Annotated in this window: 19 protein-coding genes, 1 tRNA gene and 4 pseudogenes; 10 read left to right on the forward strand and 14 right to left on the reverse strand. The window is 53.8% G+C overall.

The genetic code is table 11. The annotated features are described in order from the left end of the window. Positions 1-157 precede the first annotated feature (157 nt). The 7 genes and pseudogenes from M0646_RS10175 to M0646_RS13225 form a co-directional block, all read left to right on the forward strand. A pseudogene (locus M0646_RS10175) lies at positions 158-475 on the forward strand (helix-turn-helix domain-containing protein); the annotation flags it as partial. 14 nt (positions 476-489) lie between these two features. After that, complete coding sequence (locus tag M0646_RS10180) at positions 490-711, forward strand: hypothetical protein (RefSeq protein WP_149820518.1); 222 nt, start codon at positions 490-492, stop codon at positions 709-711. Between the two features lie 11 nt (positions 712-722). Then, entirely contained in the window at positions 723-1,046 is a 324-nt protein-coding gene (locus tag M0646_RS10185; RefSeq protein WP_149820521.1) for a metal-sensing transcriptional repressor, read from the forward strand. Positions 1,047-1,067: 21 nt separating this feature from the next. After that, positions 1,068-1,364, forward strand: a complete 297-nt coding sequence (locus M0646_RS10190; protein WP_286649608.1) for a YggT family protein — start codon at positions 1,068-1,070, stop codon at positions 1,362-1,364. Next, a complete protein-coding gene (locus tag M0646_RS10195) occupies positions 1,364-2,233 on the forward strand; it encodes a DNA adenine methylase (protein WP_149820525.1) in 870 nt (289 codons plus the stop codon). The genes M0646_RS10190 and M0646_RS10195 overlap by 1 nt, the downstream gene beginning before the upstream one ends. A gap of 56 nt (positions 2,234-2,289) precedes the next feature. Next, positions 2,290-2,406 (forward strand): IS630 transposase-related protein, encoded by a 117-nt coding sequence (locus M0646_RS13220; RefSeq protein WP_399362138.1) that lies wholly within the window; start codon positions 2,290-2,292, stop codon positions 2,404-2,406. Between the two features lie 61 nt (positions 2,407-2,467). Next, positions 2,468-2,668: pseudogene (locus M0646_RS13225) on the forward strand (transposase); the annotation flags it as partial. Between the two features lie 23 nt (positions 2,669-2,691). On the opposite strand, the gene M0646_RS10205 reads toward M0646_RS13225, so the two are convergent. From M0646_RS10205 to M0646_RS10225, 5 genes and pseudogenes are all read right to left on the reverse strand, one after another. After that, on the reverse strand, positions 2,692-3,072 hold the full coding sequence (locus M0646_RS10205; RefSeq protein ID WP_286649609.1) for a GxxExxY protein: 381 nt from the start codon (positions 3,070-3,072) through the stop codon (positions 2,692-2,694). Continuing rightward, positions 3,069-4,010, reverse strand: a complete 942-nt coding sequence (locus M0646_RS10210) for a GDP-L-fucose synthase (protein WP_286649610.1) — start codon at positions 4,008-4,010, stop codon at positions 3,069-3,071. Before M0646_RS10210 ends, M0646_RS10205 begins: the two co-directional genes overlap by 4 nt. Positions 4,011-4,012: 2 nt before the next feature. Then, positions 4,013-4,522: pseudogene (locus M0646_RS13230) on the reverse strand (GDP-mannose 4,6-dehydratase); the annotation flags it as partial. Positions 4,523-5,554: 1,032 nt separating this feature from the next. Next, positions 5,555-6,130, reverse strand: a pseudogene (locus M0646_RS10220) (GDP-mannose 4,6-dehydratase); the annotation flags it as partial. Between the two features lie 3 nt (positions 6,131-6,133). Beyond that, a complete protein-coding gene (locus tag M0646_RS10225) occupies positions 6,134-7,891 on the reverse strand; it encodes a TolC family protein (protein WP_286649611.1) in 1,758 nt (585 codons plus the stop codon). A gap of 225 nt (positions 7,892-8,116) precedes the next feature. Between M0646_RS10225 and M0646_RS10230 the strand changes: the two genes are divergently transcribed. The 3 genes from M0646_RS10230 (at position 8,117) to M0646_RS10240 (ending at position 9,158) form a co-directional block, all read left to right on the forward strand. Then, positions 8,117-8,208: transfer RNA gene (locus M0646_RS10230), tRNA-Ser, on the forward strand. A gap of 11 nt (positions 8,209-8,219) precedes the next feature. Further along, positions 8,220-8,552 (forward strand): photosynthetic/respiratory NAD(P)H-quinone oxidoreductase subunit S, encoded by a 333-nt coding sequence (ndhS, locus tag M0646_RS13235; protein WP_286627186.1) that lies wholly within the window; start codon positions 8,220-8,222, stop codon positions 8,550-8,552. A gap of 3 nt (positions 8,553-8,555) precedes the next feature. Beyond that, positions 8,556-9,158 carry an HAS-barrel domain-containing protein gene (locus tag M0646_RS10240; protein ID WP_149820538.1) on the forward strand — a complete coding sequence of 201 codons (603 nt, stop codon included), beginning with the start codon at positions 8,556-8,558 and terminating at the stop codon, positions 9,156-9,158. On the opposite strand, the gene M0646_RS10245 is transcribed toward M0646_RS10240, so the two are convergent. From M0646_RS10245 to M0646_RS10285, 9 genes are all read right to left on the reverse strand, one after another. Then, the gene (locus M0646_RS10245; protein ID WP_149820540.1) at positions 9,142-9,807 is read right to left on the reverse strand and encodes a cytochrome b/b6 domain-containing protein; all 666 of its coding nucleotides are present in this window, start codon (positions 9,805-9,807) and stop codon (positions 9,142-9,144) included. The genes M0646_RS10240 and M0646_RS10245 overlap by 17 nt on opposite strands. 2 nt (positions 9,808-9,809) lie before the next feature. Beyond that, the gene (locus M0646_RS10250; protein ID WP_286649612.1) at positions 9,810-10,640 is read right to left on the reverse strand and encodes a M48 family metallopeptidase; all 831 of its coding nucleotides are present in this window, start codon (positions 10,638-10,640) and stop codon (positions 9,810-9,812) included. Positions 10,641-10,844: 204 nt separating this feature from the next. Beyond that, positions 10,845-14,825: a DNA-directed RNA polymerase subunit beta'' gene (locus tag M0646_RS10255; protein ID WP_286625598.1), complete on the reverse strand. Its 3,981-nt coding sequence runs from the start codon at positions 14,823-14,825 to the stop codon at positions 10,845-10,847. Positions 14,826-14,844: 19 nt separating this feature from the next. After that, positions 14,845-16,713: a DNA-directed RNA polymerase subunit gamma gene (locus M0646_RS10260; RefSeq protein WP_286625599.1), complete on the reverse strand. Its 1,869-nt coding sequence runs from the start codon at positions 16,711-16,713 to the stop codon at positions 14,845-14,847. Positions 16,714-16,789: 76 nt separating this feature from the next. After that, positions 16,790-20,116, reverse strand: coding sequence for a DNA-directed RNA polymerase subunit beta (gene rpoB / locus M0646_RS10265; RefSeq protein WP_149820548.1), 3,327 nt, complete (start codon positions 20,114-20,116; stop codon positions 16,790-16,792). Positions 20,117-20,358: 242 nt separating this feature from the next. Beyond that, positions 20,359-21,003 carry a Uma2 family endonuclease gene (locus M0646_RS10270; protein WP_286625601.1) on the reverse strand — a complete coding sequence of 215 codons (645 nt, stop codon included), beginning with the start codon at positions 21,001-21,003 and terminating at the stop codon, positions 20,359-20,361. 41 nt (positions 21,004-21,044) lie between these two features. Further along, positions 21,045-21,740, reverse strand: coding sequence for a DevA family ABC transporter ATP-binding protein (locus M0646_RS10275; RefSeq protein WP_149820552.1), 696 nt, complete (start codon positions 21,738-21,740; stop codon positions 21,045-21,047). A 9-nt stretch (positions 21,741-21,749) separates the two neighbouring features. Further along, a complete protein-coding gene (devC, locus tag M0646_RS10280; protein WP_286625603.1) occupies positions 21,750-22,904 on the reverse strand; it encodes an ABC transporter permease DevC in 1,155 nt (384 codons plus the stop codon). 9 nt (positions 22,905-22,913) lie between these two features. Beyond that, on the reverse strand, positions 22,914-24,077 hold the full coding sequence (locus tag M0646_RS10285) for an ABC exporter membrane fusion protein (RefSeq protein WP_286625605.1): 1,164 nt from the start codon (positions 24,075-24,077) through the stop codon (positions 22,914-22,916). Positions 24,078-24,121: the final 44 nt, after the last annotated feature.

Consider the following 24,121-nt stretch of genomic DNA (forward strand, 5'->3'; position numbering starts at 1 on the left):
CCAAAATTCGCCGCAGTGCTCCGTCTATACCGCAAAGCGGTTAGGTGGTGGTGAGGCAGCGGGCGACCGCAGGGAGTAGTCACTCAATCTCAGCTTGTTGCTGGATATATTGAGCTAGCACCGAACATCGGGCGCGACTAATCGCTATAATCCACTCATGCTCACCCTGACGTACGAGTACAAACTAAAACTAACCCAGCAGCAGGCCAAGCAGATCGACCACGATCTAGAGGTGTGCCGCAGGGTTTGGAATCACGCGCTGAGGGAGCGCAAAAACTGGATTGCTTCGCGCAAATGTCCAGTCAATGCCTGCTCTTTGGTTAGCGAGTACATCATCCCAGCGGATGCCCCTTACCCCAGCTTCAACGTGCAGTGCCAACGATTGACTGAAGCAAAGCAGACCAACCCTGATTTAGCGTCGGTTAACGCCCAAGCATTGCAGCAAGACTTGAAGCGGCTAGATCAAGCGTTTGAGCGGCGGCATTGGTGATGAGCTTACGGGAGATGCTGCAACGAACACGTTTTGCGGCTGCTTTAGAAGTCCAAGAAGTTCTCAGCCCTGCTCAGCGCCAACAACTGGCAGCTATGAATCGCCAACGCTTAGTGAATTTAAGAAATTATTTTCAACAGGGAGCAACACAACACCTAGTTCCTAATCTGTTGAATATTCTGTTCAATAGGTTGATTGTTGTACTGATTGTTATTGTTTAGGACTGTTTGCCGTGGGCACTGAATCTCATTCCCATTCTTCCCCTTCCCTACATTCCCATCCCCATCATCACAGTGAGGAATCGCTGCGGGCGATCGTCAATCGGCTCTCGCGCATTGAAGGGCACGTGCGTGGTATCAAAACGATGGTCCAGGATAGTCGCCCTTGCCCAGAGGTACTGATTCAAATTGCCGCAGTGCGGGGAGCGTTGGATCGGGTGGCACGGCTGATTCTCGATGAGCATTTGAATGAATGTGTGACTCGTGCCGCTCAAGAGGGACGCATTGATCAGGAACTGGCAGAACTTAAAGCTGCCCTTGATCATTTTTTGGGATAATGATTTCGGATAGTGTAAGCAATGCCAATGCCTGTCGTTGTCATCAATTGGGTACTGGGAATCATCCTCGCCCTTTTTACCCTGATCTTTCTGGTGCGGATTGTCCTCACATGGTACCCCCAGATCAACCTCACCCAAGGGCCATTGAAAGTGATTTACTGGCTTTCAGAGCCTGTGCTGGCACCAACTCGCCGCGTCGTGCCGCCCCTTGGGGGAGTGGATATTAGTCCCATTATCTGGGTGGGTATTGTCACGCTCCTACGGGAATTGCTCGTGGGGCAGCAGGGACTGTTGTTCATCCTGTTTCCACTGGCCTAGTGGGGACAGCAACAATCCTCAGCCCGAAACCATTTCTCAAGTGGGCGGGGGGCAAGTCGCAATTGTTGAGCCAAATGGCTCCCTATTTACCCCATCAATGTCGCTGTTATGCTGAGCCGTTTTGTGGGAGCGCGGCACTCTACTGGTATCTCTTTGGCCAAGCCCAACAGGGGCAGTTTCAGTTTCAGCAGGCGCGGCTGAGCGATCGCAACCCTGAACTAATGAACTGCTACCAAATTGTGCGCGATCGCGTGGAGGACTTAATTCAAGAACTCACGGCATATCGCCAGCAGCACAGCGAAGCCTTTTACTACCACATTCGTAGCTTAGATCAGCAGCAACTTGATCCCCTCGCGCGAGCGGCTCGCTTCATCTATCTGAACAAAACCTGTTTTAACGGCCTCTATCGTGTTAATCGTGCGGGGCAGTTCAACGTTCCCATGGGTCGTTATCGCAATCCCCAGATTTTTGATCCAGAGGCTCTGCGCCAAGCGAGCATTGCTCTGCAAAACGTGACATTAAGTGTGGCGGATTTTCAAGAGGTCTTAACTTGGGCAACGGCGGGGGATTTTATCTACTTTGATCCGCCTTACTATCCCCTTTCCAAAACGGCCAGCTTCACCAGCTACACCGATCAACCCTTTGGTGAAGCAGAACAGATTGCCTTAGCTAAGGTTGTTGGTGAGTTGGCTCAACGGGGATGCTACGTCATGCTCAGCAATGCTTGGGTAGAACCGATGCTGCAACTGTATCAATCTTGGCGCTGCATTGAACTGAAAGCTAGCCGTGTGATCAACTCCAATCACCACAAACGCGGTAAGATTAGCGAGCTGCTGGTTGTCACCTATGGCCATTTCGAAAGGGAATGAGATATTTTCAAGAAGGATAGGCTATACTCAAAAATTCATGAATATCACTCAAGAACATGAGCTATACCTTGGACTTACGAGAGCGGGTTGTCTCATATATCAAGAAAGGTGGTAAAATCAGTGAAGCGACTCAAATCTTTCAGGTGAGCCGCGCCACCATCCATCGCTGTTAGTTACGCCCTCGACCAGATGGGCATCACCCGAAAAAAACAAATGCGTTACCAAGAACGGTGTATGAATCATGCACCGATTCATCCGAAAGGAGCGATTCAGGCAGTGGTGAAAGCGGCGGGTCACGAGGTGTTATTTTTACCGAAATACTCTCTTGATTTGAATGTGATTGAGCACGACTTCAGTGCGCTGAAGCGAGCGCGGATGTATGCAGGGTCAAACAGTTCGATTGATGAAGTGATTCGCAAGTATTGTGCTGGATGATATCTCATTCTTTATTGGAACAGCTATAGGTTCACTTCAATGATTTGCGGCCGATCCCCTGCTGTAGAAGTGGAAAAGTTGACGACAACCCCTACAGGAATTTTGAGGGTTTCTATATACTTCTTGACTTGCTTGACTTCCTTATCGCCAATGTTCTGAACAGCCTTGAGTTCAACGACTACAACCGCTTGGCCATTGTCACGCACAATGAGATCGGGAATGGCCTCCCCCACAAAATAACCGTGAAAGAAAATCGGTACCTTGCGTTGTTCTTCGTACTCAATTTGCCGTTCCCGCAGGGCAACCTCAAAAGCTTTTTGATAGATGGCTTCGCTGAAACCACTGCCTAATTCTTGGAAGATGTCTTGGGCAATCTCTTGAATAAGCTGGATCCAGTGTCTCATAGGGACGTAGCGTGCTGACGGTACCAAGTAATTGTACGTTCTAAGCCTTCTTTGAGGGAAACTTGGGCACGAAACCCAAAGGCCTCTTTTGCCTTAGTGGTATCTAGGCAGCGGCGGGGTTGACCATTGGGCTTATCGGTTTGCCATTCAATCTGGCCTTGAAAGTCCATCAGGTCGCAGATGAGTTCAACTAAATTCTTAATGGTGATTTCTTCACCCGTACCGAGGTTAACCGGATCAGGATGATCGTAGGCTTGGGTGGCCATGACAATCCCACGGGCAGCATCTTCAACATAGAGAAATTCGCGGCTAGGGCTGCCATCCCCCCACACGGGAATCACCCTCTCCCCCTGTTGCTGAGCAATGTAAACTTTGCGAATTAAAGCAGGAATCACATGGGAACTCAGGGGGTCAAAGTTATCCCCCGGCCCATAAAGATTCACGGGCAAGAGATAGATACCATTAAAGCCATACTGCTGCCGATAGGCTTGCAATTGCACGAGAAGGGCTTTTTTAGCAATACCGTAGGGGGCGTTGGTTTCTTCGGGGTAGCCGTTCCAAAGATCGCTTTCTTTGAAGGGAACAGGGGTAAATTTGGGATAGGCGCAAATCGTCCCCACACAGACGAATTTCTCGACTCCCGCGCGATAGGCACAATCAATGAGTTGTGCCCCCATCATCAGGTTGTCATAAAAGAGTTCAGCGGGCTTGACTTGATTGAGGCCAATTCCCCCCACATGGGCAGCAAGGTGAATGATAATATCTTGGTTTTGAACGACGGCTTGGCAAGCAGAGAGTTGGCGTAGGTCGTAGTCGCGCGATCGCACCACTGTGATTTGCTCAGGCACTGCCCCGGCGTTTTGCAACTGCGCCACCACTTGGCGTCCCAAAAATCCCGCCCCACCGGTGACAAGAATCCTTTTTTTACTGAGATCCATCACTAGTCTGCCTTACTGATAAACTGCCGCTGGGCAATGAGATCCAGCACGGTGTCGGAGGTGGTTTTGGGGGTTGTTCCTTGAATCCCTACCGCATGGAGATCCGCTTCCACCATCAACGCCACCAGTTCCGGAAAGGTAACCGAGGGCTGCCAGCCCAAAACGGTTTTGGCTTTGGTTGGATCCCCCAAGAGTAAATCCACCTCTGTGGGACGCAAATAACGGGGGTCAAATTCCACATAGTCCTGCCAGTTGAGACCGACATGACCAAAGGCGAGTTCTAAAAATTCCCGCACGGAGTGGGTTTCGCCTGTGGCCACCACATAGTCATCGGGTTGCTCCTGTTGCAGCATCAGCCACATGGCTCGCACATAGTCCTTGGCGTAGCCCCAATCTCGCTTCGCTTCTAGGTTGCCCAAATAGAGCTTGTTTTGCTGGCCAGCGACAATGCGAGCCACCGCACGGGTAATTTTGCGGGTCACGAATGTTTCACCCCGCCGCGGGGAGTTATGGATCCAACCTTGGCCAATGCCAGCATGAAAGGTGCCCGAGGTGGTTGCCAAATCGAATACCCATCCTTCATGGGCGATCGCGTGGGCTTTAATGACTTCGTCCTTGGGTTGACAGAGATGCTGTCCCGATTGGGTGGTCTGGGGACTGTTCAAATTCAACTTGTAGTAGATGCGATCGCCCCGTTCTTCGAGGCAAAGGGTAATACGCTGCTCCAAGGTGGTGCTCACCAACCAATAGAGGCCTGCCGCCAATACGGGTGAAGCCGTGCAAAAGCCCTGAAATTCATAGGTACAAGGGGTACTGCGCAAACCATCCCCAGCGTTAAAGCCCTCAAGAAACGCCAAGCGAGCCGCATGATCAGCGTTGAGAATGCGTTGGGGAATCCGCTTGTGACCCTCACGGGTATAGATTTGGGGGTAGAGGTAGCGGCCATAGTCGCAATTGCCATTGAGATGCAGTTGGGTCACAGGCTGACCGTTTGGGAAGCCGCTCGCAGCGGTGTACTCACTGGTATATCCTGCGGCAACTTTTCGCCATGTGGCACTGACCCGCGCCAATAATTCTGGGTCTTGGTTAGCGACTTTCACTTTACCTTCAGGGGTAATATGCCCCTCTGCAACTAGAATCCCGAGGAGCCAAGCTTCGCTGGGGCTGACATCCACTTGCTCTGTAGCGGGGGGCAGATCAATGAGGGCAAGGCGATCGCCCACCTGGACCTGCTGTGTCTCCTTCGCGCAGGGCGTTTCCCTATCGAGGACAAAAACTTGATGATCAGCAGTTGTTTCGTAGAGAGCCGCCCCTGCCATGATCCGATGAACGGTTTTATCGCCGCCATTCCAAGTGGCCGTCATGCAGGTCACACTGGTCCAGCCTTCGGCATCCCAGACCTCAAAGCGATCCTCGGGTGCCAAGTCGGTTGTGTAGCGTTTACCCTGCTTGGGATCACTGCGATGGGGAACAACATCGGCAATAGGCAGAATATCCATCAGTCCCCGCCGCCGCAGAATCACTGGTGTGGTGCCAGTCACACACTCGTGGTTAAAGAGAATCCCATTACAGGCAAAAAGATTATAGGCCTCGCGATAATTCACCGTTTGCCAGTGGGCATAGACCTTGGCACAGGCATAGGGACTGCGGGGATAAAAGGGCGTTGTTTCCCGCTGCGGCACCTCCTGCACCAAGCCAAACATCTCGGAAGACCCCGCTTGGTAAAACTTCACCTGTTTGCCCGTGCGCTCTTGGTATTCGCGAATGGCCTCTAGCAGTCGCAGCGTCCCCATGGCCACCGTTTCGACGGTGTATTGCGGCGCATCAAAGCTCACCCGCACATGGGATTGCGCCCCCAAATTGTAAATTTCGTCGGGCTGGCTCAGTTCTAAAATGCGCCGTAGGGTGCCGCCATCGGTGAGATCGCCATAGTGCAGGCGCAGGGCCGCCCCCTCTTGGTGGGGATCAACGTAAATGTGATCAATGCGATCGGTGTTAAATGTGGAGGTGCGGCGAATAATGCCGTGGACTTCATAGCCCTTCTCAAGGAGTAGCTCACTCAGATAAGATCCATCTTGACCGGTGATGCCCGTAATTAATGCCCGCTTGCGATCGCCCATCCTTTATTGCCTTGCGCCTAAACGTGTTTGTTCTGGATAGCCCACAGCCCGCTTTAATGCGGCTAGGGAGCGATTATAGTTCAAAATGGCAGCAAGAAGGTTCCCTTGGGCTTGGGTCAAATTCGTTTCGGCATTGGTGACTTCTTGTTGCGTTCCTACCCCCGCTTGAAAACGCAGCCGAGCGAGGCGCAGCCCTTCAGTGGCTTGGGTAACCGCTGTCCGTGCTGTAGCAATGTTTTTCGCATTGGCTCTGAGATTGGTGTAGGCTGTTTCCACCTCTAGGCGGATGATGTTTTTCTGATTGGCATATTGTTCCTCAGCGGTTGCTGCAAGGGCTTCTTGGCGAGCCGCACTGGCACGGGCATTGCCGCCATCAAAGAGGTCTAATTGCATTTGCAGTCCTACCCCATAGCCAAAGCGAGGTGCGAGATCATCCGTGACCTTGTCCAGCAGATTGCCACTGGCAAAGAGACTCAGTTGGGGACGGGTAGCCGCCAATACTACCTGACGATTGTTCAGGGCAATCGTGCGCTGTAGCAGCCGCTGCTCTAGCTCAACACGGTTCTGATAGGCAAGGAGAATACTATCCTCAAGGGAAAGTGACCATTCTTCAGCGGGTTCAACGCGGTCAGCGATCGCCACATCCACCGTCTGATTCACATTCAATCGCTGTGCCAACTGTCGCCGGGTGGTGATTTCCAAATTGCGCGCTTGGCTCAAGTTTTGCTGGGCATTGGCAAGGCTCACCTCTGCGGTCAACACATCCAAGAGCGTCCCAATCCCTGCTTGCTCAAAGGCCGTCGCATCCCGCAGGGTCACTTGGGCATTGGCTACGGCAGCTTCACCAATTTGCACCTGAACCTTGGCCTGTTGCGCCAAATAGTAATCATTCGTTACATCAAGGATCAGTTGTTGGCGTTGGCGTTGTACCTCGAGTTCACTGAGGCGCACTTGGTCACGAGCTGCTGCAATGGCCGCCGATCGCCCGCCCCCCGCAAACAACGTATAGTTCATCACCAGGGCTGCATTCGACGTTGCCCCACTCGTCGCCCCAAAAAGATTGGTAAAAAAGTTCGTAAAGTTGAGTCGATTTACTGGTGCAAGGGTAATGGGAGTGAAGTTGGAGGGGGTAGCCGCCTGACTGGCACTATTTTGCAGTTGTTGCAGTTGCTGTTGCAGCTCAAGGTTTTGCTGATCCGAAAACGCCGTGAGTTGGGGGCCTTGAAATCGCTGTTGCAGTCGTTGCACCTGAGTATTCAAAATACTGCTGGCGGCCAGTTGCTGAGCGAGAAGCTGTTGCTGCGCCTGTTGCTGTTGCTGCTGTTGTAAAGAGAGTTGCTGCTGAAAGTTGAGGGGCAGGTAGGCAGGCTGGCCACCGGGGGAGGTATTTTGGCCAATGCTGGCTTGAAACACAAGGGTGGGATAAAGCTGTGCTTGCACCTGTCGCAGTTGTGCCCGTGCCCGTTGTAGTTGTAGCTCACTAATCTGTAGGCCAATGTTATTGCGAATCGCCACCTCAATCGCTTGCTCGAGGGTGAGGGGTTGATTGAGATCAATCTTGACCGTCTCAGGAAGCGCCAGTCTATCGGGATTGGGGTCGAGAGGCGTGAGGACATCCGAGGCTGGCGTTTGGGAAGATGCCTGTGCCATTGGAGTCGTGGTGGGTGTAGCTTGAACCGAGCTAGACAGCGTCACGGGGGCGATCGCGAGGAGTCCCGACACCAGCATTTTTTGGGGATTCAGGGCAAGATCATTCAACATGAGAACTTAGACGTGCAACCTGCTCAACTTAGCCACGGTAGGACTGCGCCTAAGCACTGGTGAAGATTGCCAGCATACAGCCATGTGCTTCACTCCCACAACACACCCATTCTGCAAAACTCTAGCATGGATTCTCGATTGCGATCGCCCCCTAGAGCAACAGCCGCAGACCACGAGGATTGAAAAGGGGGAGAAAACTGATCTACAATAAGGAACCCTCAAAAAGGAGAGGTGGCTGAGTGGTCGAAAGCGGCAGATTGCTAATCTGTTGATAGGCAGGTAACTCCTATCCGAGGGTTCGAATCCCTCCCTCTCCGTTGAAGAAAAGATCATCAAACCAATAGCTGACACTTATCCTTTGCTACCCCTCAGCAAAGCGCGAACGGGGCAAGGGCAGGAGATAATAAATTCACATAAACATCTTTGGGATAAGACGATGGCCAGCGACTTAGCAATGACAATTCTCCCTGGTATGACCGTGAAGGTCACCAATCCCAACGATACCTACTACCAATTTCAGGGGATTGTACAGCGGGTTACAGATGGCAAAGTGGCAGTGCTCTTTGAAGGCGGGAACTGGGATAAATTGGTTACTTTTCAGACTAGTGAGCTAGAGCCAGTGGTGACCACGCCCAAGGAAAAAGCGAAAGCGAAAAAGTAAACGATGGCGCGGCGATCGCCTCCCCCCCAGCCCTTTGCGGAAATTATCCAAACCGCAACGGATCACTGCATTGCCCAGTGCCACGAACCCGCTAGCCTCGATTTTCCCCTAGTGCCCGCCTTGGGTAGTTGGGTGCGGATTCCTGAAGGCGATCGCGTCATTTATGGCGTTGTTGCCTATGTAGTAACGGCTCCCATTGACACCATTCACCGTGCCACCGCCTTGGGGCTATCCCTAGAGCAACTACGGCAAGAGCAGCCCCATATTTTTGCCATGTTGAAAACTGAGATCACGATCGCCATCACTGGCTTTCAGGAACAAGAACACTTTTATCACCATTTGCCCCCCCACCCACCCCAAATGCACCAGCAGGTCTATGGCTGTCCTGTTGAGGAAGTGATTGCCTTCAGTGGCACATTGACCTTTTTGCGAACACTGTTGACCCTGCGCTATGGTCCCGGCGATGCTTTGGTGGCGGCAACGCTGCGTTCCTTGTATCAACTCCGCCAGCGCGATCGCCAGTGGCTGGTGCAGGCAGCGCAATACCTGAACCGACTCCTCAAGGATGACTACGATCGCCTGCGGGGCATTATCGAGCAGTTATGATAGCGGGCAAAACAAAAGCAATCACAATCCCCAGCAAAATAACAATTTCTAGGCCCAACAACACTTGATTGGAAGGCTTGAGCCTACCGCCACGCCACCAGTTCCCGATCCGCCGATCCTCTGGGCGGATTGCAAAACTCACCATTGAAACCAAAAGTGGCCGCCCCCCTGCCTTTGCCCCCAGAATCAAGTGAGACAGCAAACTCAGGAGCACCACACTCCAAGCCCCTAAATGAGCCAAGTACCAGCCTCGATTTAGCTCGCCTGTGGACAACCACTCCTCCTGCATCATCCGCCCGCTGATAAGGGCAAACGTGACCGCCACCAGCATTAGGGTATTTGCCAACCGTTGCCAAGCGTGCCAATTCCCTTGGGAAAGTTGCGCCAAGGATTTCTTGTGCAACAGCCGGCGATCGCCCCAATGAAAGCAGTAGAGCGCAAAGAAGGGAAACAGCAATAAAAGGACGAGGGCAATCGTCCCGTGGAGGCCTTGAATATCGGGAATCTTGGGTAGGGGCAGTGATCCCCAGCGGCCATCGTAGGTGTTGTAGACCCAAAACCCTGAGATGAGAGCGAGGAGTGCCAAAATCGCGATCGCCCCATGGGCAAGGCGTAGCAGAAGGGGTTGATAGGGAATCGGTTTGGCCATCGTTATTGACGAACAGGGTGTAATTGCTTGACGAGGCGATCGTACTGCTGCGTTTCCGCCCAATCTAGAATTTCCCGTGCCCGCAGCACCGGTAGTGGGTGAGTCAGTTGACTGGCCTGCAATTCCTTGAAAAGGTTGTACCAACCCCGATCAGCGGCCTCATAGTCACGCGCTTGGGCAATGAAGGCATCGAGATTCAGGCGATCGCTCCACTGCGGCGAGCCACCACAGAGTTTCATCAGCACCGAGGCCACAACCCGCGGGTCTTGGGTCACCAACAAGGCCGCGCGATCGCAGGTCAGTTCAGCACAGCGCAGCCAATGCATCAATTGGGTTTGCAGTCCTTGCGCCAAGAGCAAGCCCCAAGGGGAGAGTTGACTAGTGGCAAACAGCAGTAGGTTGGCGATCGTCAAATACACGCCATGCTCACACTTCAGATGTCCCAACTCGTGCGCTAGTACTGCCTGCAATTCCTTGGGTGTCAGCAATTCCACAAGGGAGGAGTGCAGTACAACAAAGGGCTGCTTGCCCCGCATGGCAAAGGTATAGGCATTGGGGACAGGATGCTGTTTCAGATACAGTTGGGGTGGCTCTAGGCCTAAAATGCGGCAAGCCTCGATATGAAGCCCGTAAATGTCTGGAAGTTGCTGTTCACTTAGGCGCAGACTGCTGCCAATATTTTCAAGATAAAAGGCCTGCTCCGCCACCGAACCTAGGAGCGATCGCACGAGAAGATCTAACCCCGGCAGTTGTTGGAGTGCTTGGGTGGCCTCGCGATCGCGGGGATGACGAAACTGATCAGCCCTCAGGCTGGAATACGCTGGAACAGGCATGAAATCGTGATTTTTACTTTGACCCCTCTACTGCCAATTTTAAGGTATGGCACAGGTTTCTCGCATCCCTGCCAAAACGTTCGGCGGTGTTCGGCATGATCTGCGACCTGAGACCAAAAAAAGCTACGGCAAGTGCACCCATCGCTTGCTCCTAGATTAGGTGCTCACCTCTACCGTAGCCTTCTTTAGTCAAGGGAGTTTTAGTTAAAAGGCGTCATCCTCCTCTTCCTCCCCATAGTCATCGTCCTCGTCTACGAGTTCGTCCTCTTCATCGTCAGCATCACTACTGGCGAATTCAAAATCGCGAGTCCGTCCAGTGATTTTTTCAATCACGTGGGGCGCCGTTTCATCGTCAATGAGGACATCCTCACCGAGGTCAGCGGTCACATTGACCGTCATTGAGGGGGGTTCGGGTTCAGGGCTGATAACGTGGGTTTGACCCAAGCGATCTTCACCCTCTTCCCACTCTTCGTCGCCGTTGCTACTTTCCTCGTAGCTGTTGAAGCCGGTGCCCGCTGGGATGAGACGGCCAATGATGACGTTTTCCTTGAGTCCCCGCAGCCAATCGGACTTGCCTTCAATGGCCGCTTCCGTGAGTACCCGTGTTGTCTCTTGGAAACTGGCGGCTGAAATAAAGCTATCGGTATTCAGTGAAGCCTTGGTAATCCCCAAGAGGACAGGGGTATATTGGGCAGGTGCACCACCGGTGAGTGCCATGGGTTCGTTGGCTTGCTCCGCTTGGCGCAGACTCATGAGTTCCCCAGAGAGAACGATTGTATCGCCGGCATCATCAATCCGTACCTTCGAGGTCATCTGGCGGACAACCACCTCAATGTGTTTATCGGCAATCTCAATCCCTTGGGTGAGATACACCGACTGCACCTCGTTGACCAAGAAGGATTGCACCTTCTCAAGGCTAATTTGGGCGGCTTTGAGCAACCCTTGGGGTTTGTAGTACTCAAAGTAAATGGAGAGGATGTCGTGGGGATCCACAGGGCCATCGGTGAGGGGGTCAGCGAGATTGACCTTTTGACCATCCACCACCAAGGGGTTTTGACCCGGCAGGACAGGGTATTCCTGAATCGTGCCATCCTCTTCAATGACTTTGATATCTACGCTGTCATCACTGTTGTAGGTGACTTGACAGGTGCCGGGGCGCACAGCCAGCACGCATTTTTCTTTGGGATGGCGCGCTTCAAGGAGTTCTTCAATCCGAGGTAACCCCTGAATAATGTCCCCCGTTTTCGCCCGCTCAAACACCAACAGGGCGAGGTTATCCCCGCGCTGCACAAGGTCACCGTCCTCAATTTGCAGCACTGCCCCCGGCGAGACAAGGTAGGGACGGGCTAAGCGCAGGATCACGTGGTCATCGGCCACCGCCATGACCGCTGCTGTTTCTGGGGCAGTCACCCCCTTGGCCAGTTCATCGCCGGGACGCACGAGATCGCCAACTTTGACCGTGGGTTTAGCCCCGTTGGTCTCGATCCGCAGGCGATCGCTCTCAGTAACGACCAGAATACGGCGAACCGATTCCCCACTGCGCAAGATCCCCTGCACTTCACCTGCCTGCTTGGCTTTGATGTCCGTGCGGGCAATCACGGCACCGGGGCCAATGTGATCGCCATCCTTGACCAAGAGGGAAGTAAACGTACTGCCTTGGGTTTGATCGGCAGCAATGTCACGGCGAATCACCAAGGATTCCAGAATCACCAGTTGGAGGCGCCGGGCTTCTGGATCCACCTCATCCGTCACAATTTCAATGTCAGCAGCCAGTTGGGGGGCTTCGCTGCCAATTTCAAGGACTAACTGTGTCCGCAGCAGATCAACGCCATCAACGGATTTAACTCGCTCATCGTGTTTGTAGGGCAACCGCTGCACAGCCCGCAGGCGAATGGACTGCCCTGAGCTATCACTGGAGTCTTGGCTGGGTACCGATGGCTCATCAGGCACGCTAAATTCTTGGACGGGGCGCAGCAGAATCGCTGGTCCTTCGGGAGTGTCCTCCAGATAATCCACTTGCGAGAGGGTTTCAACCACAAGGCCGGGGAGTACCTCTTCACCCGGACGCGCCAACACACCATGCTTCAGCCGCGCGGCTTCCGGATCATCCACAAGGTGCAGTTCGCCGGGCTTGATAATAATTTCCCGCAGAATGTCGTTTTTCTGGATGACTTCGACGACACCGCTGTTTTGACAGAAGATGTCCTTGACAACCTCCGTCCCTGCTTCGACGTATTGGTTGTCCTCTACCATGAGCAGCGAAATGTCTTTATTTACCTCATGGGTTTCTTCGGGAATCCACAGGAGCGTCCCCCCCTTGAGGACTTCGTAGCCCTGCTTGGCTTTGCCTTTTTTGGCCACTTCAATGTCGGCATATTTGAGGATACCGCCAGTCGTGGTGTGGTAGCGATCGTCAATGAGTTCGGCCACCACTTGACCATTGGCGACTTTCGTACCGGGGGCAGCTTTCAAGGAGAAGCGCTGACCAGTGGCGGTTTCAATAATGTAATGCTCGCGTCCCTGCTGGGTTTCTTTGAGCACCTTGGCTTTATCGAGCATCACCGAGGCAGTAATAATTTCCACCTCGCGACCGCCTTTGCTATCCTGTTGCTCAGGGAGACGCACGACACCGCCATGCTCGGTTTTCACCGTGGTTTCTGCAAGCACGGCCCCGGCTTCAATGCGATCGCCATTTTTCACCACCGGCTCCGCACCGGGGGGCAGGTTATAGACTTCCCCAGACAGTACCCAAATCAAGCCACCTTTGGGGGCAATGCGCGTTGTGGTGCCTTGGCGATCGCGCTTCTCCTCTGCCTCGAGGTTGACGAACTTCACTTGACCCGCCAAATCCGAGGCCACATCCTTGGTCACTTTCTCCGTGGACTTGCGGACACTGCGGGAGGCCTGCGCCACTTCCGCCAACAATTGACCCGCTTCAACGGTTTCACCCTCTGCCACTAGCACAATTGACCCTTGGGAGAGGTCAAATTCTTGGCTTTGTTGACCACTTTTGATCACAAGCTTGCCAGCGGTTTCGACAATAAAGGCATCATCCCCGTGACGAGTGCGGTAGGGACGTACCCGTAATTTCTTGCCGTACTCCACCGTGCCAGCAAAGGGAGCGCGTTCTTGGCGAGCCACTTCCCCCGTAAACACCCCACCAGTGTGGAACGTGCGCATGGTCAACTGCGTACCGGGTTCACCAATGGATTGAGCGGCAATAATGCCCACCGCTTCTCCCATATCCACCAGTTGGGCATGGGCAAGGCTCCAGCCGTAGCAAAGACGACACACAGAGCCAGTGGCCTCGCAGGTGAGGGGCGATCGCACCACTACTTCTTCGATACCCGCATCAACAATTTTCTTCGCTAGATCAGCAGAGATGGCTTGATTTTTGGCCACCAGCACTTCGCCCGTTTCCGGATGGCAGACATCATTGAGCACCACTCGACCCAAAAGCCGATCCTCTAGCGCTAGTACCTTATCCCCCACCGTCATACTGCGCAGCGTAATGCCCCGCTCCGTTTCACAATCCTCTTCGCGGATAATCACATCTTGAGAGACATCCACCAAGCGCCGGGTCAAGTAACCGGAGTCCGCCGTCCGCAGTGCTGTATCCACTAGTCCTTTACGCGCACCGTAGGAGGAGATAATGTACTCCGTCACCGTCAGCCCTTCGCGGAAGTTGGTTTTAATCGGCAGGTCAATGATTTCCCCTTGGGGATTGGCCATTAACCCCCGCATTCCCACCAACTGGCGCACCTGCGAGAGGTTTCCCCGTGCCCCCGAGAAGGCCATCATGTACACGGAGTTGAGGACATCAGTATTACGGAAGTGCCGCACCACCTCGTTTTTCAGTTCTTCGTTGGTGGTGTTCCAAGTGTCAATCACCTTCTGGAAGCGTTCCACCTCCGTAATTTCACCCCGCGAGTAGCGCTCCTGAGCGGTTTTAATTTCCTTTTCAGCGGCTTCGAGGAGTTCCTGTTTTTTCGGGGGCACGAGCAGGTCATCAACACTGATGGAGACACCGGCGCGGGTGGCATAGCGAAAGCCAAGGTCTTTGACTTTGTCGGCCATTTCCGCTGTGCGGGCGGTGCCAAAGTTGCTAAACGACCAAGCAATTAGGTTCCGCAAGCCTTTTTTGTCAATGATGCGGTTAAAGAAAACAGGCTTTTTCTCAGTCATGGTGTTGGGGTCTCCCAAATTAACTGGCTAGGGCTTCTTGAATCGTTTGGTTGTAGATGATGCGACCGGGGGTGGTGCGGATGTATTGGGAAATCAGTTGACCGTTGGCATCCTCCTTGACTCGCCGCAGGGAATACTCCAGTAAACGGGAACCATCTTCATAGGTCGTAATCTGAGGTTCACTGCTGTCGCCATCGTCCACCTCACCGTCGTAGCGCACCCAGACAAAGGCATGGAGCGGCAAGTGTCCCTGTTCGTAGGCCATGACCACGTCTTGGAAGTTGGCATAGTAGCGATCGCTATAATCTGGCAGCTTCGGATTTTCTGCTGTCAAGTAATAGCAGCCCAAAACCATATCTTGGCTGGGGGTAATAATCGGCTTGCCCGTGGCCGGCGACAGAATATTATTTGAGGCTAGCATCAGCATCCGCGCCTCCGCTTGAGCCTCAATCGAGAGGGGGACGTGCACCGCCATTTGATCCCCGTCAAAGTCGGCGTTGAAGGCAGGACACACCAAGGGGTGCAGTTGAATGGCACGCCCTTCCACCAGAATTGGCTCAAAGGCCTGAATCCCCAAACGGTGGAGGGTTGGGGCACGGTTGAGCAGCACCGGGTGACCCTCAATCACCTCCTCCAGCACATCCCAAATTTGGGGGTCATTGCGCTGGATCATCCGCTTCGCTGCCTTAATGTTGTTGACAATTTGTTGGCGAATCAAGCGGTGAATCACAAAGGGCTGGAAGAGTTCAATGGCCATTTCCCGAGGCAGGCCGCACTGGTGCATTTGCAGTTTTGGCCCCACCACAATCACCGAACGACCGGAGTAGTCCACCCGTTTCCCCAGCAGGTTTTGGCGGAAGCGACCCTGTTTCCCCTCAATAATGTCGGAAAGGGACTTCAGGGGACGGTTGTTGGCGCCCACTACCGTACGACCGCGACGACCATTATCAATGAGGGCATCCACCGCCTCTTGAAGCATGCGCTTCTCATTCCGAACAATAATCTCGGGGGCGAGAATCTCTTGCAGGCGGGCAAGGCGGTTGTTGCGGTTAATGACGCGGCGGTACAGGTCATTCAGGTCAGAGGTGGCAAAGCGCCCACCATCTAACTGCACCATTGGCCGCAGATCCGGTGGAATCACGGGAATTACCGTCAAAACCATCCACTCTGGCTTTGCTCCAGTGGCAATGAAGTTGTCAATGACCCGCAGCCGTTTGATGAGCTTGGCGCGTTTTTGCCCCTTGGAGTTGAGGATTTCCTGCCGCAGTTGGTCGGCCTCTTTTTGCAGATCTAAATCCTGAAGTAGGCGTTGAATGGCTTCAGCCCCAATGCCCACCTCAATACCCTCTAGCTCCGAGTCTTCGCTGTAGATCTCTTCTTCAATTTCCTGCCACTGATCTTCGCTTAGGAGCTGCTTGTAGCTGAGGCTAGGGTGATTGCCCGGATCTAGCACCACATAGGAATTGAAATAGACAATTTGCTCCACATCCCGCAGGGGCATATCCAGCAGGATCGCCATGTAGCTGGGAATCCCCTTCAGATACCAAACATGGGTCACTGGGGCAGCCAACTTAATGTAGCCCATGCGATGGCGGCGCACCCGCGATTCGGTGACTTCAACGCCACAACGTTCGCAGACAATGCCACGATGGCGCACCCGCTTGTATTTACCGCAGTGGCACTCCCAATCCTTAGCAGGACCAAAAATCCGCTCGCAGAAGAGGCCGTCCATCTCTGGCTTGAGGGTGCGATAGTTAATGGTTTCTGGTTTAGTCACCTCGCCCACCACTTGACCGTTGGGGAGCGTGCGCTGCCCCCATTGGATGATGCGCTCCGGTGACGCGAGAGACACTTTTACATAATCAAAGCGTTGCTCGATTCTGGGCATAAACTCACAAATCCTTTGGCGGTGAATAGATCAAAGGGGCGATCGCCCCCAAACAAGCTGACTCAGTTCTGAGTGTTTAGAATGTCGTTGCCCCTTCTTTGTCGTCCGTGTCGTCGAGGGCACTGTAGTCAATTGTGGGTCGTGCCGGGGTACGGCGAGGGCTGACATCCACCATCAAATCCACCTCGGGGTCAGGTTTCATTTCGCCATCGTCATCAAAGCTGGGAATACTGGCCTTGCGCACGGAAATATCCAAGCACAGGGATTGCAGCTCCCGCATCAGCACCTTGAAGGACTCTGGCGTGCCCGGTCGTGGAATGGATTGCCCTTTAACAATGGCATTGAGGGCTTCATTGCGTCCTTGCATATCATCGGACTTGACCGTCAGCAACTCTTGGAGAATATAGGCGGCACCATAGGCCTCCAATGCCCACACCTCCATCTCGCCAAAGCGCTGACCCCCTTGCTGGGCTTTACCACCGAGGGGCTGTTGAGTAACCAAAGAGTAAGGCCCTGTGGAGCGGGCGTGGATCTTATCGTCCACCAAGTGCACGAGCTTCAGCATATAGGCCATCCCCACCGTCACGGGCCGGTCAAAGGGTTCACCGGTGCGGCCATCATAGACGACCATTTTGCCCGGATCCTCAGGATTAAAGACCCAATCTTGACCCGTGACTTCTTTGGCCTCTTGTAGCTTGGCATGGACGGTTTCGCGGGATTTTTCCTTGCCGTGCATTTCATCAAAGGGAGTAATTTTGAACCGACGACCAAGGCACTCCCCAGCCCAGCCCAGCAAACACTCATAGACTTGCCCCACATTCATCCGTGAAGGCACCCCCAAGGGATTGAGGACAATATCCACGGGGCGACCATCGGGTAGGAAAGGCATATCCTCCACAGGGAGAATGCGGGAAATAATCCCCTTGTTGCCGTGGCGGCCAGCCATTTTGTCCCCCACCTGAATTTTGCGCTTCTGGGCCACATAGACCCGCACCACCATATTGGCACCGGGGGGTAGTTCATCTCCCTGCTCACGGGTAAAGACGCGCACATCGACAACGCGCCCTTTTTCACCATTGGGCACCCGCAGGGAGTTATCCCGCACATCCCGCGCTTTTTCACCAAAGATGGCACGCAGGAGTTTTTCTTCGGGGGGCTGATCCGATTCCCCTTTGGGGGTGACTTTACCGACGAGAATATCGCCTGCTTCTACAAAGGCACCGATGCGGATAATGCCGTTTTCATCCAACTGCCGCAGGGCATCTTCAGAGACGTTGGGCACTTCGCGGGTAATTTCCTCAGGACCTAGTTTGGTTTGCCGCGCCTCGATCTCGTACTTCTCAATGTGGATGGAGGTATAGACATCCTCTTGAACTAGCCGTTCGCTGATCAGGATGGCGTCTTCGTAGTTGTAGCCTTCCCAAGGCATATAGGCCACAAGGATGTTTTGGCCAAGGGCTAGTTCGCCCCCCTCAGTGGCGGAGCCATCAGCAATCACCTGTCCTGCCTGCACGCGATCGCCGACAAAGACAATCGGTCGTTGATTCAAGCAGGTATCTTGGTTGGAGCGCTGATACTTTTGCAGCGTGTAGGTCATCTCAGGGCCATTATCGGTTTTGACGCGAATTTGATTGGCATCCACATAGGTGACCACACCATTGGTCTGGCTGAGAATCACCATCCCAGAGTCCCGTGCTGCCTGAGCCTCTAGACCGGTACCCACTAAGGGACGGTGCGGTCGCAACAGGGGTACCGCCTGCCGCTGCATGTTGGATCCCATGAGGGCACGGTTGGCGTCATCGTGCTCTAGAAAGGGAATCAGCGAGGTGGCCACAGAGATAATCTGCACTGGCGAAACTGCTACGTAGTCCACCTGATCGGGGGTGGTGGTGGTGAAATCTTGACGATAGCGTACAGGCACCACATCCCCAAGGATGTAGCCGTTTTCATCGGTGGGCACGTCCCCCGGCGCCACCCGCTTATCATCCTCTTCGTCAGCGGTCATGTAAACGGGGGGGCGATCCTTCAGCACCCGACCATTTTCCACTGGATAGAAAGGCGTCTCAATAAAGCCATATTCGTTGACGCGGGCATGGGTGGCCAAGGAACCAATCAACCCAGCGTTGGGACCTTCAGGAGTTTCAATGGGGCAAATGCGACCATAGTGACTCGGGTGAATATCCCGCACCGCAAAGCCCGCCCGCTCCCGAGTGAGACCGCCGGGGCCTAGGGCACTCAAGCGCCGTTTGTGGGTGAGTTCCGCGAGGGGGTTGGTCTGATCCATGAATTGGGAAAGCTGGCTAGAACCAAAGAATTCCTTGATGGCCGCCACCAAGGGCTTCGGGTTGACCAGCGAAGTGGGCGTCAAAGAATCCGTGTCAGACACCGTCATCCGCTCGCGAATGATGCGCTCTAGGCGATTGAGGCCAACGCGCACTTGGTTTTGCAGCAATTCACCCACAGAACGGACGCGGCGGTTGCCCAAGTGGTCAATGTCATCAATCGTGCCCAGATCAAACTCGAGGTTAATTAGATAATCAATGGCCGCAAGAATATCTTCTGGGGTGAGGATGCGCACCGAGTCGGGAATATTCAACTGCAACTTGCGGTTGAGCTTATAGCGACCTACCCGGCCAAGGTCGTAGCGTTTGGGATCAAAGAAGCGCGACTCCAGAAGCTGTTGTCCCCCTGAAACCGTGGGCGGCTCCCCTGGGCGCAGTTTTTTGTACAGTTCAATAAGGGCGTCTTCTTCGGAGAATTTGCCTTCTTTTTCAACAGTTTTTTGGTAGTACTCGGGGTGACGCAGCCGCTCTAGAATTTCGCTATCGGTTAACCCCAAGGCCTTGAGGAGAACGTGCGCTGAGAGCTTACGGGTTTTGTCAATGCGTACCCAGAGCAGATCGTTTTTATCGGTTTCAAATTTCAGCCAAGCGCCCCGGTTGGGAATCAGGCTGGCATTGTAGGTACGGCGACCATTCTTGTCGGTTTCTGATTTGTAGTAAACGCCGGGACTGCGGACAATCTGGTTGACAATGACGCGCTCTGCACCATTGATAATAAATGTCCCGCGATCGGTCATCAGGGGCAGATCGCCGATGAACACATCTTGGTCAATGATATTGCCGTTTTCTTTGTTAATGAGGCGAGTCGGGACATACATTTGCATTGAGTAGGTGGCATCCCGCCGCTTGGCCTCATCGACGCTATACTTCGGCTCCTTGAGTCGGTAGTCCTTGGCCAAAAAGTGCAACTCAATTTTGCCGGTATAATCAGTAATGGGGGAGAAACTCTCTAGCTCTTCAATGAGTCCTTCTTCCAGAAACCATCGGAAGCTGGCCCGCTGAATCTCGACAAGGTCTGGCAAGGTAAAAGCGGGTGGCGTGTAAATCTGATTACTAGCCATGTATATCCTCTAGAGGGTATCGCTAAAACGCGGATCTTGCATCTTAAATGAAGAGGCGTTGCCCTGTCAAGCACACCAAAAGCTCCGCTTACGGCAAACACTGCCGCCGGAGACCTCTGGCAAGATAAAGCTGTTGGAAACGAGAAGAGTTGACAAGTGTCACTGCCGCGCTTGCAAGCCGCTACCTATGACCATAGCACAGAGTTCTTACAGTTAAGCGACAGTTCACAGTTCACTAATAGTTATGGGGGTTGCTGCAACTTCAATCCTGTGTGCAGGGTTTCCAAAACAAGCGTTAAATGACCGTCTCTCAGGGCTGGCCAGTGGAGCCACAATCCAGAGAAGTGCCCACTGCGAAAAATGCCGTGGTCATCGGGTGCTTGACGGCGGTAGCTTGTTCCTTCCTTGAGATACCAATGAAAATCCTGCTCCGGTACCACCCAGACCAAGTATTCCTGAACCCCACAGCGACAATAAACCTCTAGTTTGTCGTGGAGATCGTAGGCGGCACTGCTACTGGCAATTTCGACAATGAGTTCAGGCGCCCCTTCAAGATAATCATCCTCGCTGATACGGGAGGTGCCATTGACAAGGCGCAGCAGGGCATCGGGTTGCACCACTGTTTGGGCATCTAAGCGGACGGTGGCATTAGCGAGCACCATGACGTTGGCTGTTGCCACTTCAAAGGCCATCAACCAGCCCATGACGAGACTGTGGGGACGGCTGTGGGAATTCACCCGCACAGGGGAGGCCACGTACACGACTCCGTTAATGAGTTCAGCTTTTTTAATATGAGGACATTGGGCATACAGGCGCTCAAAGGCCTCGCGACTGAGGCGATCGCCACTCTCCAACATTGGCACTGTCCCCTGCGGAGCTGCAAACATGATCAGCGGATTTGCCCTGCACTGCTTGCCTCTATTCTAGGCTAGGCGGAAAGGCCAATTGTGGTTTCTGAGAGGCGGCCATCTTCCATGTGAATGATGCGATCGGCGACATCAAGAATACGGTTATCGTGGGTCACAATTAAAATGGTGCAGCCCTGTTCGCGGGCAAGGCTACGCATAATTTCCACCACATCGCGACCGGATTTTTTATCGAGAGCAGCCGTCGGTTCATCGGCAAGGACAATTTTGGGATGTCCCACGAGAGCGCGAGCGATCGCCACCCGTTGCTTTTGCCCCCCCGAAAGTTCATGGGGATAGTAGTCAAGGCGCTCTCCAAGGCCAACGGCACAGAGCATGGCTTCCACCCGCTCTCGAACTTCCTGTGGACTGAGGTGGGGTTGCAAATCCAGCGCCATTTGCACATTTTGGCGAGCCGTCAAGGCATGGAGCAGATTGTGCCCTTGGAAGATGTAGCCCGTTTGCCGCCGAATTTGAATCTGCTGCTCTTTTGTGGCGTTGCGTAGCTCCTGACCCAGAACCCGCAGACTGCCCTCTTGTGCCGATCGCAAGGCACCGATCAGGGTTAACAGTGTGGTTTTCCCTGACCCCGAAGGCCCCGTCATGATCACAATTTCACCCGCCTCAATGCGAGCGCAGAGATCAAAGAGAATTTGCTTGCGCAGTTGCCCCTGACCAAAGTAGTGATTGAGGCCTTGAATGTGGATCACTGGCTCCATAACACCATCCTAGAAAATATCGGCAGGATCAGCCGCTTGGATCCGCCGCATGGCGATCGCTCCCGAAAGGGTACACATTAAGACCGTGAGGGTAAAGACCAAACTGGCGCGCTCTACGGTCATCCACACTGGCAGTGACGTGGCTCTGGCAATAAGGATGTAGAGTAAAAATGACACGATAAAGCCTGGAACATAGCCCATACAGGAGAGAATCAAGGACTCCTGCATGACCACGCCATAGAAGAAGATATCGCGGTAGCCCATGGCCTTGAGGGTGGCATACTCCGCCAAGTGATCCGTGACATCGGTGTAGAGAATTTGATAGACAATCACCGAGCCAACGATAAATCCCATCAGGGCACCAAGGGAGAAAATAAAGCCAATGGAGGTACTCTTTTCCCAATAACTGCGCTCAAACTCAGCAAACTCCTCACGGGTCATCACCAGTACATCATTGCCGAGGGAAGCATTCATCCGCCGTGCCAATGCTTTCGTATTCACCCCCGGCTGCACCCGTACTAAACCCACATCGATCAGCCCCGGATGACGTTCGGGGAAAAGGCGCAAAAAGTTCAAATCACTCGTGAGCAAATTACCATCGGCACCAAAGTTGGCTCCCATGCGAAACAAGCCTGCCACGGTGATTTTGCGGCCAGAGACTTCGGTCGTGACCTCTTCCCCTTGGCGGTATAGCTCAGGAATCGGGCCAAACTCAGTGCGGGATTGGGCATCAAAAAGAACATGATCCGCTAGCTTAATCGCCTCTTGCCAGTGGGGGGTATCGGATACGGAAATGGACACCGCCAGCGGATCCACGCCAATCACCATCAGTTGGCGAGTACTTTTGTTAATGGGATTGCGCCAGAGACCAAAACTCAGGTAGAGGGGAGAAACCGACTCGACCCCTTCAAAGCCCGCTGCTTGGTAGAGTCGCCGCCGGGGAAAGCTGCGCATGGCAATCAGCGCCGTCGACTGGGGACTAATGAGGACAATATCGGTGTTTAAGCTCTCGTGGAAGCGCACTGCCGCCTTAAAGAGGGCATCGCGAAAGCCAAACTGCATCAGCATCAGCACCACTGCAAAGGCAATGCCCGCGATCGCCACCAATAGGCGAATGCGCTCTCGAATCAGTTGTAGCCAAGCTAAGGGAATTGCAAAAATCATCCTTGAACCTCAGCGTGGATCAATGGCAATTTCCACTTGCATATTTGTTAGACCCGCCACCGGCTCACTGTTGTCAAGGCGAATTTTCACTTCCACAACCCGCGCATCCGTTTTGGCGGCTGGATCCGTATCAGTCACGTCATTCTTGGCCACCACCAGCCCTACTTGCGCCACACGGCCACTAAGCGGCGCGCTGAGGGCACTGCTGCGAATTTCAGCGGGCTGTCCTACACGAACCCGAGGCACATCGGTCTCATACACCTCAGCAACGGCATACATTTGGTCGGTATTCCCCAATTCAAGAATCCCCCGTTCATTGATAGTTTCGCCGGCTCTTGTGTGAATCCGCAGCACCCGACCATTGCGAGGGGCGCGAATAATGGTGCGCTCAAGGCGGGCTTCTGCCAGTTGCAGATTGCGCTCTGCTGAGAGGAGCTGCACTTGGGTTTGTACCCGTCCCAGATTGGCTTGGGCGGCGTCCACTTGGGCATTTGCCGTGGCCAGTTCTGTGCGGCGCTCTTCCTGTAGGCGAACGAGGTTGGCTTGGGCGTTGCGCAGTTCTTCCTGTAAGCTCCGGACGCGGACAGTGCGATCGTCGAGATCCTGTTGCGACACTGCCCCATCGGCAAAGAGTTGGGCAAAACGCTGGTACTCGCGATTGGCGGTCTCTAATTCCGCTTGAATGCGTTGAATTGTGGCCTGCTGGGCTTGAATGGCGGCAATGGCCGGTTCATTGGCGCGATCGCGACGGCGTTCGGCTTCGGCAATTTGAGCAACAGCTAGGCGGGTTTCGGCTTCATAGCGTAGGCGGGCTTCCTGCAACTGACTGGCCGCCAAGTCCCGTTCGGCTTTGCGTTCCGGGTAGGTATCTAAATAGGCAAGGGGTTGACCGGCAACCACGCGATCGCCCTCGCGCACTAACAACTGTCCCAATCGCTCCGTCATCGAGGGGGCACTCACCGCCACCACTTCCCCTTCCGGTTCGAGTCGGCCAAGGGCGGTAATGCGATCGCTCATGGGATTAGCAAGGGCTGCCTGAATTGCCTGTTCTTCATTGACCCGTTGACGTTGCTGCCAATAGTTCAAACTGAATGCCAAGCTGCCTAATCCGATGGCGATCGCCCCCCCGATCAGCCATGGACGACCAATTTTGCTGAGAAACGGCTGTCCCATGGGAGGACCTCGTAAATAAATGCAGTGTAATCAAAACCAATAAG

The sequence above is a fragment of the Thermosynechococcus sp. B3 genome (assembly GCF_030323045.1).
GTDB lineage: Bacteria > Cyanobacteriota > Cyanobacteriia > Thermosynechococcales > Thermosynechococcaceae > Thermosynechococcus.